Annotated in this window: 11 protein-coding genes; all 11 read left to right on the top strand. The window is 53.8% G+C overall.

Going from position 1 to position 17,405, the window contains the following annotated elements; all coding sequences use genetic code 11:
• Positions 1–562 (top strand): sulfatase/phosphatase domain-containing protein (locus OB13_RS13440; protein WP_461490682.1); only part of this gene is annotated, 562 nt, incomplete at its 5' end.
• 122 nt (positions 563–684) lie between these two features.
• Positions 685–2,709 (top strand): glycoside hydrolase family 2 protein, encoded by a 2,025-nt coding sequence (locus tag OB13_RS13435; protein WP_461490681.1) that lies wholly within the window; start codon positions 685–687, stop codon positions 2,707–2,709.
• A 165-nt stretch (positions 2,710–2,874) separates the two neighbouring features.
• The gene (locus OB13_RS13430; protein WP_461490680.1) at positions 2,875–4,413 is read left to right on the top strand and encodes an alpha-L-fucosidase; all 1,539 of its coding nucleotides are present in this window, start codon (positions 2,875–2,877) and stop codon (positions 4,411–4,413) included.
• 114 nt (positions 4,414–4,527) lie between these two features.
• Complete coding sequence (locus OB13_RS13425; RefSeq protein ID WP_461490679.1) at positions 4,528–6,834, top strand: glycoside hydrolase family 20 protein; 2,307 nt, start codon at positions 4,528–4,530, stop codon at positions 6,832–6,834.
• A gap of 74 nt (positions 6,835–6,908) precedes the next feature.
• Positions 6,909–8,339 carry a glycoside hydrolase family 125 protein gene (locus tag OB13_RS13420; protein WP_461490678.1) on the top strand — a complete coding sequence of 477 codons (1,431 nt, stop codon included), beginning with the start codon at positions 6,909–6,911 and terminating at the stop codon, positions 8,337–8,339.
• A 98-nt stretch (positions 8,340–8,437) separates the two neighbouring features.
• On the top strand, positions 8,438–9,415 hold the full coding sequence (locus OB13_RS13415) for an isoaspartyl peptidase/L-asparaginase family protein (protein WP_461490677.1): 978 nt from the start codon (positions 8,438–8,440) through the stop codon (positions 9,413–9,415).
• On the top strand, positions 9,396–10,166 hold the full coding sequence (locus tag OB13_RS13410) for a copper homeostasis protein CutC (protein WP_461490676.1): 771 nt from the start codon (positions 9,396–9,398) through the stop codon (positions 10,164–10,166). Before OB13_RS13415 ends, OB13_RS13410 begins: the two co-directional genes overlap by 20 nt.
• Positions 10,167–10,364: 198 nt before the next feature.
• Positions 10,365–12,215, top strand: a complete 1,851-nt coding sequence (locus OB13_RS13405) for an alpha-L-fucosidase (RefSeq protein ID WP_461490675.1) — start codon at positions 10,365–10,367, stop codon at positions 12,213–12,215.
• A 332-nt stretch (positions 12,216–12,547) separates the two neighbouring features.
• Complete coding sequence (locus tag OB13_RS13400; RefSeq protein WP_461490674.1) at positions 12,548–14,863, top strand: family 20 glycosylhydrolase; 2,316 nt, start codon at positions 12,548–12,550, stop codon at positions 14,861–14,863.
• Between the two features lie 72 nt (positions 14,864–14,935).
• The gene (locus OB13_RS13395) at positions 14,936–16,087 is read left to right on the top strand and encodes a carbohydrate-binding family 9-like protein (protein ID WP_461490673.1); all 1,152 of its coding nucleotides are present in this window, start codon (positions 14,936–14,938) and stop codon (positions 16,085–16,087) included.
• A complete protein-coding gene (locus OB13_RS13390) occupies positions 16,084–17,178 on the top strand; it encodes a family 10 glycosylhydrolase (protein ID WP_461490672.1) in 1,095 nt (364 codons plus the stop codon). The genes OB13_RS13395 and OB13_RS13390 overlap by 4 nt, the downstream gene beginning before the upstream one ends.
• The last annotated feature ends 227 nt before the right edge of the window (positions 17,179–17,405 follow it).

Here is a 17,405-nt window from a genome sequence, read left to right as displayed (position 1 = left end):
GCACACACAAAACCTGCCGCTCAGGGCGGGCAAAGGCTCCGTGTACGAAGGCGGCATCCGCGTGCCGATGCTGGTGAAATGGCCGGGCGTGGTCCTACCTTCCTCCGTTAATCACACGCCAATTATTATTGAAGATTTCTTCCCGACCATCCTGGAAATGGCGCAGCTAGGAAAGTATAACGTGGTGCACAAAGTGGATGGACAAAGCTTCGTGCCGTTGCTAAAGAATCCTTCTAAAAAAGCTTCTGACAGGGCTTTGATCTGGCATGTGCCGCACAAGTGGACGGAGGAAGACGGGCCCGGCATCAACTACAAAAGTGCCATCCGCGAGGGCGACTGGAAACTGATCTACCACATGCGCGACGGCAAGCTGGAGCTCTACAACCTGAAAACAGACCTGGGCGAGACAACCGATCTGGCTGCCAAGCATCCGAAACGCGTGAAAGCGCTGGCCACGAAGTTAGGCCAGCAACTGCGGGCTTGGGAGGCACCCATGCCAGGTTTAAAAAGTACGGGGAGACCAGTGCCCATGCCGGATGAAGTCCTGAACCGATTAAAATGACATGGAAAATTTAAGATAAATATCCTGCTGCCAGCAAAGAGCAGCAATTGCTTTAAACAGTCACCATTAAACAATTATTATATATAATCATGAAGTACCTTTTTACCCTTTTATGCTGCGCAATGCTAAGCTTTACCGCTTTTGCGCAGCGTGACACTATTGCCGTGAACAAGGATTGGACGTTTGCGCCCGACAAGAAAGCAGAAGGCCTGAACGGCAAATGGTTTGAGAAAGCACTGCCCGGCGCCCGAACCGTGCAAATCCCCCATACCTGGAATGTGGAGAAAGAGAACGACCGCCACTACGGCTGGGGCTGGTATCAGAAAAAAGTAAACATCCCGGCTAACTGGAAAAACAAGAACGTGGTGCTTCAGTTTGGCGCCATCAACCATACTTCCTACATCTATGTAAACGGCCAGAAAGTGGCAGAGAACATTGGCGATGGCTTTAACAAGTTCTATGTAAACCTGAACGGCAAAGTGAACTATGGCCAGGAAAACACGATCACAGTGGCCGTGAACAACGCCTATAGCGGCAACAAGGTGCCTTTCGGAAGCTCCTTCGACTGGCCGAATGATGGCGGTATCATCCGTCCGGTAGCCCTAATTGTGTCGGGTAAGCCGGCTGCCAGCTACCTGCATGCCGAGCCGAAACTGAACGTGGCCACCAATGCCGGCGACCTGAAGGTGAAAGTTGGTTTTGCGGAGACACCTGCGCGCAACATCCGCCTGGCTGTCACCATTACCGAAGAAAACCAGCCTACCAAAAAAGTGGTGCTGAAGCAGACCGCCAAGCCAACCTTCCAAAACGGCGAAGCCATCCTGACCTACAGCCTGCCCAAAGTGAACCCGTGGCATTTCGACTTCCCGAACCTGTACCGGATTGACGTGACCGTGCTCGATGGCCGCAAAGCGGTGGATAAGATCAGCGCTGACATTGGTTTCCGTGAAGTGAAGTTTGAGAAAGGAAAAACATACCTGAACGGCGAGCGTGTGAAGCTGATGGGCGTGGAGTGGACCGCCGGCTCTAACCCGGATTATGGCCTGGCTGAGCCGGAATCGGAGATCATCCGCCACGGCAAGCTGATGAAAGACGTGAACGCCATCTTCAGCCGCCAGCACTTCCAACAGAGCGATACGTTCTATGATTTCTGCAACCGAAACGGCATTATCCTGCAGGAGGAAGTTCCGCTTTGGGGACCGGAAACACCTGCCAACGACACCATCCGTACCATTGCGCACGCGCAACTGGAGCGCATGATCCGCAACCACTACAACCACCCTTCCATCTTTGCCTGGGGTGTGGGCAACGAGCTGAACGGTCGCCAGGACAACACCAAGAAGATGATCGAAGGCCTGATAGCCAAAGCACGCGAACTGGATTCTTCCCGACTGGTGGCTTATGTGAGCAATACCATCAAAGACGGCTTCAGCAACAAGCCTAACTTTGTGCCGGACGCCGGTAGCCTGGGCGATTACATCATGATGAACGAGTATGGCGGCAGCTGGTGGCCGATCCCGGTGGGCACCATTCACCACTACCTGGACAGCGTGCACATGTCGTACCCGGACAAGCCTCTGTTCATCTCCGAATTCGGTTTGGTGGAGCCTAACTTCCGGGGTGGCGATGAGCGCCGCATCGAAGACCTGATCTACCACATGGCCGTGTACGAGAGCAAGCCTTACGTGGAAGGCGCCATTTATTTTGACCTGACTGATTACCGTACGCATTACCCGGGCACGTTCGAAAACAACAAATTCAGACGCCGCGTGCACGGCATCTACGACATGTATGGCAAGCCGAAGCCTTCCATGAAAGTGCTGCGCGAAATGTCTTCGCCGGTGGAGGTACAGCAGTTGCAAGGGAAGCGAAACGGGAAGGCAAGTGTGCTGATTTTTGGTAGCATTGGCCTGCCACAACATACCGTAAAAGGTTACAAGCTATACCTGTCCGACAAGCCTGATAACTACGCTTCCGGCAAAGCCTACGAGCTGCCGGAAATTAAACCAGGTCAGCAAATCAGTTTTGAGATCGAGGACCAGTTCAAGGGCCAGGGCATCATTACCATCGTACGCCCGACAGGCTATGTAGTAAGTCAGAAATCGTTCTACACCAACAGCCCGGAGCTGCAGCCAAAAGAGTACTAACATCGGGGATTAAATTTCCCAGTTAAAAAGCATTCAACAGGGTGGGCAGGTACAGCCTATACCTGTTGAATGCTTTATACAAAGATTAAAGCTGTTGAAAGCCAGTCATTGCACCAGGCAGGAGCTTGCAGACTATCTCAGACGCATAAGAAAACAACGTATACCATGAAGAACCTAACCAGAAGCATCCTCTTTTCACTCCTGACCCTACCGGTAGCAGGCGTTGCCCAGGAGGCAAGCGAAAAGCCTAACTTCGTGATCATCCAGCCCGGCGACACTGAGGCCGATATCATCCGGAAAGCAGCCAATGTAGTGCCTTCTCCGCGCCAGCTACGGTGGCAGCAGTTGGAGCTGACCGCCTTCTTCCACGTGGGCGTCAACACCTTCACCAACCGCGAGTGGGGCACCGGCAAAGAAGATCCGAAGATATTTAACCCTTCGCAGCTCGACGCCCGCCAGTGGGTGCGTGTGGCCAAAGAAGCCGGTATCAAGCAGGTGATCCTGACGGCCAAGCACCACGATGGCTTCTGCCTCTGGCCGACTGCCACTACGGAGCATTCGGTCAAGAACAGCCCCTGGAAAAACGGGCAGGGTGATCTGATGAAAGACGTGGCCGAGGCTTGCAAGGAGTACGGCATTGGCTTTGGCGTATACCTGTCTCCCTGGGACATGAACTCACCCGTGTATGGTACCGATGCTTATAACGACCTGTTTATAGAGCAACTTACCGAACTGCTGACCCAGTATGGGCAGATCGACGAGGTATGGTTTGACGGGGCCAACGGCGAAGGCCCGAACGGCAAGAAGCAGGTATACGATTTTGATCGCTGGTATAAGCACATCCGCAAGCTGCAACCCACGGCCACCATTGCCATCATGGGGCCGGACGTGCGCTGGGTGGGAACTGAGACCGGCTACGGACGCGAAACCGAGTGGAGCGTAGTGCCAGCCGATAACCTGGACCAGACTTCTGTGGCGGCGAACTCACAGCAGGCAGTGACTTTTAAGCCTACTGGTGATATGCGGGGCGAAGTGCTGGGCAGCCGCGAGAAGATCCGCAACGCCAAAGGCTTGGTATGGTATCCGGCCGAAACGGACGTATCCATTCGACCGGGTTGGTTCTACCATCCGGCAGAAGACGACAAGGTGAAGTCTCCGGAGAAGCTGTTGGATATCTACTATAGTTCCGTAGGCCGCAACGGCGTGCTCCTGCTCAATATTCCGCCGGATACCAGAGGACTTGTGCATGAGAGTGATGTGGAAGCGCTGCAGGGATGGAAAAAACTTATCGACGATACGTTTACCAATAACCTGGCAAATGGCGCCAAAGTGAAAGTATCGGGCAAAAACAAAAAAGCGATACTCGACGGCAAGTATGACACGTACTTCACCACCAAATCAGAGAAAGACACGACAGCAGTGGTAGAACTGCAGCTGAAAGGGGAACAGACCTTTGATGTACTTATGCTGCAGGAAAACATCAGCGTAGGCCAGCGCATTGAAAAGTTCACCTTTGAGTACTGGAAAGACGGCCAGTGGCACAAAGCCACCGAGGGCACAACCGTAGGCTACAAGCGCCTGTTACGCTTCGAGCCGGTAACAGCCAGCAAAGTACGCCTGCGTATTGAGTCCTCCAGGCTGAACCCGACGATCTCGGAAATCGGGCTGTACAAGAATGCTTTAGCGAAAGTCGCTATACCTTAACCAATCACTGGCAGACTAAAGCTGTCTTCGTACCTGGTCTCCAGGAGCAGGTAGGAAGACAGCTTATTTTCTGATGAACCGGTCAGGTTCACGATCCTCCTTAACATACTCTTTATGAACACAAAACTCACCCTTCTGCTTGCTTTCCTGTTGATGCCTCTGGTGACACTTGCCCAGCAGCCAGCCAGCATTATACCTGCACCCGTCAGCATACAGCTAACGGATGGAAATTTCGAAATTGACAGCCAAACTTCTATTCGCATTGAGAATGAGAAAAAGGAGCTGAAGCCGGCCGCTGCGTTTCTGGCTACCCGTATCCAGGCTATTTCAGGGTACGAGCTGCCTGTCAAAAAGCGCAAAGGAAAGGCCATCAAACTGGCCATCGAGAAAATAGAAAGCCTGGGCGAAGAAGGGTATCAGCTGCATGTCTCTCCAGCCCAAATAAGTATAAAGGCCAATACCCGGGCCGGAATCGTTTATGGTATACAGTCATTGTTGCAGACGCTGCCGGCTGTCCGGACCAATGCGGCGCTGGTGGTGCCAGGTATGGCCGTAACCGATTACCCGCGCTTCAAGTGGCGCGGCATGCACCTGGATGTGAGCCGCCACTTCTTCTCCCCGGAAGTCGTGAAGCAGTACATCGACCTGCTGGCCAGTTATAAAATGAACACCTTCCACTGGCATTTGGTAGACGATCAGGGGTGGCGCATCGAGATCAAGAAATACCCGAAACTGACAGCGGTAGGCGCCTGGCGTGTAGACCATACCGACAAGCCGTGGGACGCAAGGCCACAGGCAAAACCGGGTGAAGAACCCACCTATGGCGGCTATTATACCCAGGAACAGATAAAGGACATTGTCGCATACGCCAGGCAACGCAACGTAACGGTGGTACCGGAAATTGAAATGCCGGGCCACGTGGCATCGGCCATTGCGGCTTACCCGCACCTGAGCTGTGCCCAAAAGCCGCAACTGCCGCTTACCGGCGGAAACTACAAAGACATGGCCTCCAACTATTGCCCGGGCAACGAAGAGGTGTTCACTTTTCTGGAAGATGTGCTGGATGAGGTGGTCGAGTTATTTCCGTCGCAGTATGTGCACATTGGCGGAGACGAGGTAGATAAGTCAGGCTGGAAGAAATGTCCGCGCTGCCAGAAGCGCATAGCCGATGAAGGGCTGAAAAACGTGGAGGAACTGCAGAGTTATTTTATACGTCGCATGGAGGCCTACCTGCTCACCAAGAACCGTCGCATCATTGGCTGGGACGAGATCCTGGAAGGTGGACTGGCCCCGCAGGCGACCGTGATGAGCTGGCGCGGCGAGAACGGCGGCATCGAGGCGGCTAAGATGGGCCACGATGTGATCATGACCCCTGGCTCGCCGGTATACTTCGATCATTACCAGGCCGGACCGGAAGGCGAACCCCTGGCTATCGGCGGCTTCAACACCCTGAAGAAGGTATACGATTACGAACCGATACCAAAAGAACTTACCCCGCAAGAGGCAAAGCACGTGCTGGGGGCACAGGCCAATGTCTGGACCGAGTTTATACCTACCGCCTCACAATTGGAGTACATGGTGTTGCCCCGTATGGCGGCACTCGCAGAGGTGGTCTGGTCTCCCCAGGCAAACCGGGACTGGACAAAATTCAGCCAGCGCCTGCAGCAGCACTTCAAGGCTTATGACCAGAAAGGCTTGACCTACTCCAAAGGCAACTATACGGTAGACATCAAACCAAACTCAGAGAAAGGGAAACTGCTGGTCAACCTCACAACCGAAGCCATCAACGGCGATGTCTACTATACCCTGGACGGCACAACCCCTACGACCAAAAGCAGGAAGTATGAGCAGCCTATCCAGATCGACTCTTCTGTGGTGGTGAAAGCGGTCACGGTGATCAACGGAAACGTAATGGGGCTGAAGCCGGCAGAGCAGTCGTTCAGTGTACACAAAGCCGTTGGGCAGGAGGTAGCGTATGCGAACCCGGTCAACAGGCACTACCTGGCCGATGGACCTAACTCCCTTTCCGACGGCGTAAGGGGAAAGCATGCAGTGGGCAAATACTGGCATGGCTTCAACGGCAAAGACCTGGTGGCCACCATAGACCTGGGAGAGGCGAAGTCTATCCGCAGCATCACACTAGGTTGCCTGCAGCACTACCGCGACTGGATCTTTATGCCGACTGCTGTGAAGTTTGAGGTATCCACCGACGGGGTAAATTTCAAAGAAGTACAGACGGTGAAAAACCCTGTTTCGCTAAGCGAGCAGCAGGCTACCATCCACGACTTTAAAGCTGCGTTTCCGTCACAAAAAGTAAAATACGTGCGGGTGACAGCCCGTCACCTGTCCTCGTTGCCGGAAGGCCACAACGGGGTAGGCCAACCCGCCTGGCTTTTTGCTGATGAGATCATGGTGAATTAACTCCAGGTATTTGCTGCAATTTTTTTCTATATTTAAAGGGAACTATGTAAACCGAACTGTAGAAGCTACAAAATATGACTACACGAAGAGATTTTGTTAAAACCGGAAGTATTGCAGCCCTGGGTGTTGCCGCCACTGGATTTTCTTTTATGTCTTTCAATTCCAAACAGCCTTTCAGCAGCCAACGTCCGGTTGCTGGTAGCAGGAATTTCACAAGTAAAGCGGTTGAGAAAAAACTGAAAGAGGTGAAGAAAGCCATAGGGGATAAAGAACTTGCCTGGCTTTTTGAAAACTGCCTGCCCAGTACGCTGGACACAACCGTTACTTACCAGGAAAAAAATGGCAGACCGGATACCTATGTGATCACTGGTGACATCGATGCGATGTGGCTGCGTGATAGCTCTGCGCAGGTATGGCCTTACCTGCCGCTCATGGCCAGTGATAAGCCGCTGCAGCGGCTGGTGGCCGGCGTCGTCAATCGCCAGACCAGCTACATCCTGAAAGATCCTTATGCCAATGCTTTCTACGACGATCCCAAAAAAGTAGGGGAGTGGGCAAAAGATCTAACCGAGATGCAGCCGGGCGTGCACGAGCGCAAGTGGGAAATCGATTCGCTCTGCTATCCGATCCGCTTGGGCTACCATTACTGGAAGACCTCCGGAGATACAGATCCCTTTGATGCCGACTGGACAAATGCCATGAAGCTTGTTGTGAAAACCTTCAAGGAACAGCAACGAAAAGATGGAAAAGGTCCTTATAAATTTCAGCGCGTTACGGGCTGGCAAACGGATACCGTAGCCGGTGCAGGATATGGCAATCCCATCATGCCGGTTGGGCTGATCTGCTCTACCTTCCGCCCGTCTGACGATGCGACCATATACCTATACTTGGTACCGGCCAACTTTTTTGCCGTGACCTCGCTTCGGCAACTGGCCGAGATGAGCATCCAGCTGAAGAAGGACAGTGCCTTTGCCGCAGAATGTACCAAACTGGCCGATGAAGTTGAAAAAGCGCTGCAGCAGTATGCCGTGGCAGAGCATCTTAATTTCGGCAAGGTTCACCCTTTTGAAGTGGATGGGTATGGCAACAAACTGTTCATGGACGATGCCAATATTCCGAGCCTGCTGGCGCTGCCCTACCTGGGTTGCTGCCCTGTGAACGACCCGGTTTATCAGAACACCCGCAAGTTTGTGCTGAGCGAGAGCAATCCCTGGTTCTTCAAAGGGAAAGCCGGCCAGGGTATAGGCGGGCCGCACGTAGGACAGGATATGATCTGGCCGATGAGTATCATCATGCAAGCCATGACGAGCCAGTCGGAACAGGAGATAAAAGATTGCCTCCAAATGCTGAAAACAACGCATGGTGGCACAGGTTTCATGCATGAAACTTTCCACAAAGATGACCCGACCAACTTTACCAGGAAATGGTTTGCCTGGGTGAACACCCTGTTCGGGGAGCTCATCCTGAAGCTGCATGCCGAGCGACCGCACCTGTTGAAGGCCTAGTTATTTAACACCCCGTTGAAAGGAGATTCTCCTTTCAACGAGGCTATGGAATGAGTCAGATTTTGAGAAGATCGGAGTAAACAGCAAGAAGAAAATCAATGAGCAGCAGACGTAAATTTATCAAATTATCGGCCCTGGGGGCCACTTTCCTGGGCGGAGGGTTCCACGTGGTGAAAGCCTTTGGCGGCACCCTACGTCCGGCCAAAAGTAACAAGCCCGTTGTCATTTCGACTTGGGACCATGGCATGCCCGCCAACGAAGCCGCCTGGAAAATCCTGTCCAAGAACGGCAACGCACTTGACGCGGTAGAGGCTGGTGTGCGGGTGCCCGAAGCAGACCCGAACGTACGCACCGTAGGTTACGGCGGCTTTCCCGATCGCGAAGGAAAAGTAACCCTCGATGCCTGCATTATGGACAAAGACTCTAACTGCGGAGCCGTGGCCTTTTTGCAGCACATCAAGCACCCGATTTCGGTGGCCCGCAAGGTGATGGAAGACACCCCGCACGTGATGCTGGTTGGAGACGGTGCCCTGAAATTTGCCTTGGAGAAAGGCTTCAAAAAGGAGAACCTGCTGACGCCGGCTTCAGAGAAAGACTGGAAGAACTGGCTCAAAGAATCCAAGTATAAGCCGGTCATCAACATCGAAAACCACGACACCATTGGCATGCTAGCCCTGGACGCCAACGGCGATCTGGCCGGCGCCTGCACCACGAGCGGGGCTGCCTACAAAATGCACGGCCGCGTGGGCGATTCGCCCATCATCGGGGCCGGTTTGTTTGTCGATAACGAAGTGGGAGCTGCAACGGCCACCGGCCTGGGCGAAGCCGTAATCCGGATGGTGGGCAGCCACCTGGTGGTGGAGCTCATGCGCCAGGGCAACTCGCCGGAGGACGCCTGCCGCCTGGCCGTGGAGCGCATCATCGCCAAGCACAAAGACGTGAAAGACTTGCAGGTTGGCTTTATTGCCCTGAACAAAAACGGCGAGTACGGCGGCTACTGCATCCACAAAGGCTTTAACTATGCCGTGCACGACAAGTCGGGGAAACAACTGATCGATGGAAAGAGCAAGTTCTAACTTACCCTTGCCGGAAGCGCTAACGGTTGAAGTATGCATTGATTCGGTAGCCTCTGCCCTGGCCGCCGAGCAGGGCGGCGCTCAGCGCGTTGAGCTCTGCGACTATCTGGCCGGCGGCGGCACCACGCCCAGCGCCGGTATGATCGAGGTCGTGCGGAAAAGTATAGGTATAGGATTGCACGTGCTCATCCGTCCACGCCGGGGCGACTTTTTATACTCTCCCGCCGAGTTTGAGGTGATGAAGCGCGACATACAAGTATGCCGCGAGCTGGGTGTGGACGGTGTAGTGATCGGGGCGCTGAACAAAGACGGAAGTATAGATGTGGCCGGTACGCAAGCTTTGATCGAAGCGGCGGAAAGTATGAGTGTGACTTTCCACCGCGCCTTCGACCGGGCAGCAGATCCTTACAAAGCACTGGAAGATTTATTGCAACTGAACGTGCACCGTCTGCTCACGTCGGGCCAGCAGGAAACGGCACTGCAAGGTGCCGACCTGATCCGGGAGCTGCGCGAACGCTCTGAAGGCAAACTCATCATCCTGCCTGGTGGTGGTGTAACACCGGCAAACGTGCAGGAACTGGTGGCGCGAACAGGTGTTACGGAAGTACATGCCTCTGTGCGAACTTCTGTGGAAAGCAACATGGTATACCGCAAAGACCAACCAGCTATGTCGAGTAACCGGGTGCTCTCCGAGTTTGAGCAACTTGTGGCCGATGTAGCGCAGGTACGGGCGTTAGTTGCCGGTTGTTAATTATTGATCAGCAATCGTGTTTCGCTCTTTCGGACATCCTTGTCCGGAACAGCAAGTATAAAGTATGGCTTTTCAAGTCAGTCGGATTGCAAACCCGACGCCATAACAGGACACAAGTCTGCAGACTTGCGCCATAGTACGAGTATAAGTATGGCTTCAAAGCGAAAGCAAAGGAGCCAACGCACATTTACCAGCAACATGATAAACAAGTACAAACTATTACTCCTTTCCCTCTTGTTCCTAAGCGGGAACTTTGCATCCGCCCAGGGCAAGAAAGCCGCTCCGCAGGACAGCACCAAAATGCAGTGGTTCGGCGACGCCAAACTCGGCATCTTCATCCATTGGGGCATTTACGCCGTGAACGGCATTCCGGAATCGTGGTCGTTTTTTAACAACTACATCAGCCACGAGGATTACATGAAGCAGCTCGACGGCTTCACGGCAGACAAGTATAAGCCGGAAGAGTGGGCCAGGCTGATCAAAGAATCCGGTGCGCGCTATTCGGTGATTACCACCAAACACCACGACGGCGTGGCGCTGTGGGACAGCAAAATGGGCGGCATCAACACCAAAAAACATACGCCGGCCAAACGCGACGTGCTCACGCCGTTTGTGGACGCGCTGCGCAAGGAAAACCTGCAGGTAGGCTTTTACTACTCGCTGCCTGACTGGAGTTACGCGGACTATGACGTAGCCACTCGCACCAAAAAACGCTATACCCTAAAAGAAGAGCCACGTCGCTGGAAGAAATTCCAGAACTTTTACCAGGGGCAACTCCGAGAGCTTTCTAAAACTTACAAACCGGATCTCTACTGGTTTGACGGCGATTGGGAACACAGCGCCGAAGAGTGGGAGTCTGAAAAAGTGCGTCAGATGTTGCTCGGTTATAATAAAAACGTGATCATCAACTCCCGCCTCAACCACTACGGCGACTATGCTACGCCGGAGCAGGGCGTGCCGGTGGTGCGTCCGCAGGAAAAGTATTGGGAGCTGTGCCTGACCATGAACGACTCCTGGGGTTATTCGCCGCACGACCGCCACTATAAGAGCCCGAACCAGGTGATCCGCACTTTTGCAGACTGCATCAGCAACGGCGGGAACCTGTTGCTCGACATCGGCCCGAAGCCGGACGGCACCATACCGGAAGAGCAGGTGGCGATCCTGAAAGAATTGGGGCGCTGGACGAAAAAGCACGAGGAGGCCATTTTCGGAACCGTAGCCGGTATACCCGACGGGCATTTCTACGGCAACTCCACTTTGTCCAAAGACCGCAAAACCCTATACCTGTTCGTGGAGAGCCAGGGAGCCGAATCGGTGCGCGTGCAGGGGCTGGCCTCACCGATTAAAAGTATAAAAGTGGTGGGCAGCAACGCTGCGCCAAAGTATGAAAATCTTGGCAACACCGCCTACATCCAGATACCCTCCAATGCCTACGACAAAGACATCACCGTACTGGCGCTTACTTTTGAGGAGCCTTTGAAATTAACCTCCCAAGCTCCTGCCAAATTGGAGTTAACATCGCTGCAAAAGGCTGGCAAGCTGGAAACGACGCAGCGTAACCGCACTATCCGCCAGATTTCCGATAACCTGCAGGCTGGGCACAACCCGTTCCAGAACACCGCGCTGCAGCCCGACGGAGGTGAAGCAAAGCAACTGAAACTGGCCGACGCCGGTGTAGAGCGCTGGGTGAAGAAGCATGCCGAAACGATGTACAAATCAAACCCGGGTTTACCTGCCGGCCATTACGAAGGAGCCACGGCGCTTTCGGAAGATAAGCAGACGCTATACCTGTTTGTGGAAGGCAAACCGACCGGACCGATCGCCATCAAAGGACTTAAGAACAAGCTGCACCGCATCCGGGTGGTGGGCAACGGCACCTTGCTGGGCCATGAGATCTTCAACAAGCAGTACTGGAGCGACATCCCTGGCATTGCCTATATCGACGTGCCCCACGACCTGCTGGACGAGGACCTGACGGTGATCGCCGTGCTGTTGGATGGACCCGTGTCGCTTCACCGTGAGGAAATTAAGCCGATCGAGAGTAATTAATCCGGACAGGTTAACCCACCCTAACCCCTCCCAAGAGGGGAATTATACTTCCTGAAAAGTCCCCCTTTGAAGGGGGCAGTGGGATGATAATCGTTCTCAAACTTCCCTCTTGGGAGGGGTAGGTTTATGGGTAAACTGGTTCAAGATTCTTTGTCATTCTATTAAGAATCTTGGTAAAAGGGAGGTTAAGCCTATACTACCTGCTACCAAGATCCTTTCAGGATGACAAAAAGGAGAATGGGCTATTCCCCTCTGAATAGGCTGAGGCATGTGGATAGTATGCTGCTTTTTACAGCTCATCAACAAAAATTACGCTTTTATACTTACATATTATGTTCAAACACTACCTCTACACTATACTTTTCACAGTTATGTTTCTCGGGGTGCAAACCTGGTCAATGGCCCAAACCCTCGACCCGAAGTACCCCTTGATTCCGTATCCAACTTCCTTGACGCCGCAGGGGGGAAGCTTTACCATCACCAAACAAACCAAACTGGTGCTGCCCAAAGAGAGCAGCCTTTTCAAAAACGAGGCAGAGCAGCTTCAGTACCTGCTTTCGGGCAGCCTGGGTAAACCGCTGAAAGAGGCGAAAAAAGCTGCTACCAATATCATTGTTTTCCAATACGACCAAAGTATAAATGCGCCCGAAGGCTACCGCCTGAGCATCTCGGCAAAGCAGGTGACGCTGGTAGCAAAGGAGCCGGCCGGCATGTTCCGCGCCGTGCAAACGCTGCGACAACTGCTACCTGCAAGTATAGAACAGAAATCGGCGCAGGCCCAATTGACACTTCCGGCCCTGCAGATTCAGGACGAGCCAGCCTATACCTGGCGTGGCATGCACCTGGACGTGAGCCGTCATTTCTTCACCACCGATTACCTGAAGAAGTTCATCGATTTGATGGCGCTCTACAAGTTTAACAAGCTGCACCTGCACCTGACCGACGATCAGGGCTGGCGCATTGAGATCAAGAAGTATCCGAAATTGACCGAAGAAGGTGCCTGGCGCACGTTCAACAACCACGACCGCGATGTGATCGCCCGCTCCAAAGAGAACCCGGATTTTGCGCTGGACGAGCGCCATGTGGTGCAGAAAAACGGTCAGACAATGTACGGCGGCTTCTATACGCAGGAAGAAATGAAAGGCATCATTGCCTACGCAGCCGCCCGCCACATCGAGATCATCCCCGAAATTGACATGCCCGGCCACATGAAGGCTGCCATCGATGCCTACCCGTTCCTGACCTGCGGCGAAGCGGGCTGGGGAGAGACCTTTTCGGTGCCAATTTGCCCGTGCAAAGAAAGCACCTATGAGTTTGCCGAGAACGTGTTCAACGAGATCATCGCGCTGTTCCCGAGCCAGTACATCCACCTGGGGGCTGACGAAGTAGAGAAAACCACCTGGGCCAATTCCACAGGCTGCCAGGAGCTGATGAAGCGAGAGGGGCTGAAGAGTGTGGAGGAGTTGCAGAGCTATTTTATCCACCGCATGCAGAAGTACTTTCACTCGAAAGGCAAAAAGCTGATTGGCTGGGACGAGATGCTGGAGGGCGGCATTAATTCGGACGCTGTGGTGATGTTCTGGCGCACCTGGGCACCCAATGCCCCGCTGCACGCTGCCCAAAACGGCAACAAAGTGATCATGACGCCGAACAGCCCGTTATACTTCGACGGGCTGCCGGATAAGAAATCAGTCTATAACGTGTACCATTTCAACGTGGTGCCGAAGGGGCTGAACGCCCAGGAAGCCAAAGCCATACTAGGTGCGCAAGCCAACATCTGGACCGAGTACATCCCCTCCGAGAAACGGGCCGAGTACATGTACATGCCCCGCATGACGGCGCTGGCCGAAGTGGTTTGGTCTGATAAGCGAGATTACGATTCGTACCTGAAACGCCTGCAGACGCACTACAAACGCCTCGACGCGCTGGACGTTAACTACCGCCTGCCCGACCTGGAAGGCTTTATGGATGTGAACGTGTTCACCGACAAAGCCACGCTGGACATTCAAAAACCACTTGCCGACCTGATCATCCGTTATACCACCGACGGCAGCCAGCCTACCACCTCTTCTAAAGTATTGGACAAGCCGCTGACGATCACAGAAACTACCACGTTTAAGCTGTCTGCCTTTACGCCGGAAGGGTTAAAGGGTGATACCTATACCTCCAAGTATGAAAAGCAGGCCTATTCCAAAGCCATGAAAGCCAAGAACACGAAACCTGGCTTGCAGGCTACCTACTACAAAGCTTCTTTTAAGAACACAGCAGGTATGGCGAAGGCTACACCAACAGGCACGGCAGTAGTAGCGCAGCTGCAGATACCAAAAGCGGCGGAGGCCCCAACCTTCGGCGTGCAGTTCCGGGGGTATCTTGAAGTACCGGAAACGGGCATCTACAGCTTCTACTTCACCTGCGACGACGGGGGTGTGCTCCGCATTGCCGACCGATTGGTAGTGGATAACGACGGCCTGCACCCGCCGCAGGAAAAGACAGGGCAGGTAGCTTTAGAAAAAGGCCTGCAGCCGCTTGAACTGGACTTTATCGAAGGCGGTGGCGGCTATACCTTAAAGCTCCTTTACAGCAAAGACGGCGGCCAACCACAGCCTGTTCCGGCCAGCTGGTTGAAATACGAACAAACGATTCAATAGCATTTTATACTTCACCTTGCCGGTAGTTGCGGCCCTTGCGAGCGGCCGCAACTGCCGGATATTTCTCTGATCATGCGTAATTCTTACCTGGCCCTGTGCCTGGCTTTTGTAACGGCCGCCTGTGCACCGGTGGCCCCTGCTGCTTTTACCACTCCTGAAAACAACACCCCGGCAACAGCACTTTTCGAGGGGCTGGAACACCTGTTTACAGAGCCGAAACAGTATACTACCCACTTCACCAGCAAGGCTCTCAACATAGACGGTCACCTGAACGACGAAGTATGGCAACAAGCCGCCTGGACCGATTTGTTCACCGACATTGAAGGGGACAAGAAGTCGGCACCGACGTACCCGACCCGCGTGAAGATGACGTGGGACAACCAGTACCTCTACATCGCTGCCGAACTGAAAGAACCCCACGTGTGGGCCAACCTGACGGAGCACGACGAAGTGGTGTATTACGACAACGACTTCGAGGTCTTCCTCGATCCGGACAACGACACGCACCAGTACTTCGAGGTAGAGGTAAACGCGCTTAATACGATCTTCGATCTGTTCCTCTCCAAGCCCTACCGCAACAACAACGGCGCTTTGATCGGCTGGGACGTGCACGGGCTGAAGTCGGCGGTGCAGGTGCAGGGAACACTCAACGACCCAACCGATACCGACGAGAGTTGGACCGTAGAAATGGCCATTCCCTTCCGCTCCGTGACCATTGGCAACCACACGCTTGTCCCTACAGAAGGCACGCAATGGCGCATCAATTTCTCGCGGGTGCAGTGGGACGTGGACGTGGTGTATGGCAAGTATGTCAAGCGCAAAGGCAAGGACGGAAAGCCGCTGCCGGAATACAACTGGGTATGGTCGCCGCAGGGCGTGATCAACATGCACTTGCCCGAGCGCTGGGGCTACTTATACTTCAGCCGTAAGCCTGCAGGTGAGCAAAGTATACCCTATGCCATGCCGTACGTCGAGAAGCAGAAGCAGTACCTGTGGCTGGTGTATTACCGCCAGAAGGAGTACTTCGGCAAGCATGGCCGCTACAGCAAATCGCTGCAGGAGCTTGGTCTTGGAAGCAACACAGTAGAAGTAGACGGACAGCAAAACGAGCTGCAACTGGAGGCAGGCACGCTGCAGTTCATGGCCGCCATCCAGGGGCCGGACGGCAAAGTATGGAGCATCAACGAAAACGGATTGGTACACACGATAAAAGGTTTGCAATGAAATCAAGAAGAACGTTTCTAAAGGCCGGTGCGCTGGCTGGTCTGGCGGCAAGTATACCGGCGCCCGCCTTTGCTGATTTTGCCGCTGCGCCGGCCGCAAAAAAGAAGCAGCTCAAACACTGGGTGTGGGTACGGCCCAACAAAGCCGATAAAGAAGCCGATCTGCTGCAGCAGTACAGGCGCTTTTACGAGGCCGGCATCCGGGGTATTTTTTTCGAAGCCGACAGCGAGAAGCATTTCCGGGCAGCCAAAGCCAGCAAGCTGGAAGCGCACCGCTGGATGTGGACCATGAACCGGGGCGAAAAGGAGCTGCTGCAAAAACACCCGGAGTGGTACGCCCGCAACCGCAACGGCGAGTCATGCGCCGACAAGCCCCCTTACGTGGGTTACTACCGCTGGCTCTGTCCTTCCCGCGAAGAGGTAAAACAGTACCTGGCCGACGACGTGCGCAACATCCTCAGCAAAGACTACATCGACGGCATCCACTTGGACTACGTGCGCTTTTGTGACGTGATCCTGCCGGTAAACCTGTGGGAGAACTACAAGATCGAGCAGACCAAAGAACGGCCGGAGTATGACTATTGCTACTGCGACGTGTGCCGAACCAAGTTCAAGGCCTGGCGTGACCAGGCCATCGAAGAGCTGGAGTATCCGGAGGCCAGTCTTTCGTGGCGCCTCTACCGCTATAATGCTGTCAATACCATTGTAAATCACCTGGCCGAAGTGGCAAAGGAGAAGAAAAAGCCTATCACCGCTGCTGTATTCCCGACCCCGGAAGTGGCCCGCCGCATCGTGCGCCAGGACTGGACCAACTGGAACCTGAACGCCGTGTACCCGATGATCTACCACGGTTTCTACAAGGAAGATGTGCGCTGGATCGGAGATGCCGTGGCAGAAGGCGTCCATTTCCTGAATGGTAAATTCCCTTTGTATGCCGGCTTATACCTGCCCGACTTCAAGAACAACCAGGAGTTGCAGCAAGGTATGGAGCATGCGCTGGCAAACGGAGCAAGCGGTATTTCGTTGTTTGGAGATGTGAACGATCAGGTACTGCTGGCATTGGAACGTGCCGCAGCTACGGTTAAATCATAGCGTCAGGCCTGTTGTCTTGGGCTATACCTGCAAAATGCGGGTCTTCTTCCATACCTTATCCTCCTGTTTTAAACAAAAAATAAACCCTTCTCCTGAAGCCCGGGAGAAGGGTTTATTTTTGAGGTATGTACTTCTAGTTAGGATGAACCGAACGGGGCCGGTCTTCTTTGGCTACGCCCCAGGTAGGGCTCGGCTGGTTGCCCATTTCAAACACCAGTTTTCCGCCT

The organism is Pontibacter sp. HJ8 (genome assembly GCF_054824225.1).
This window is presented reverse-complemented; position numbering and strand designations above follow the sequence as displayed.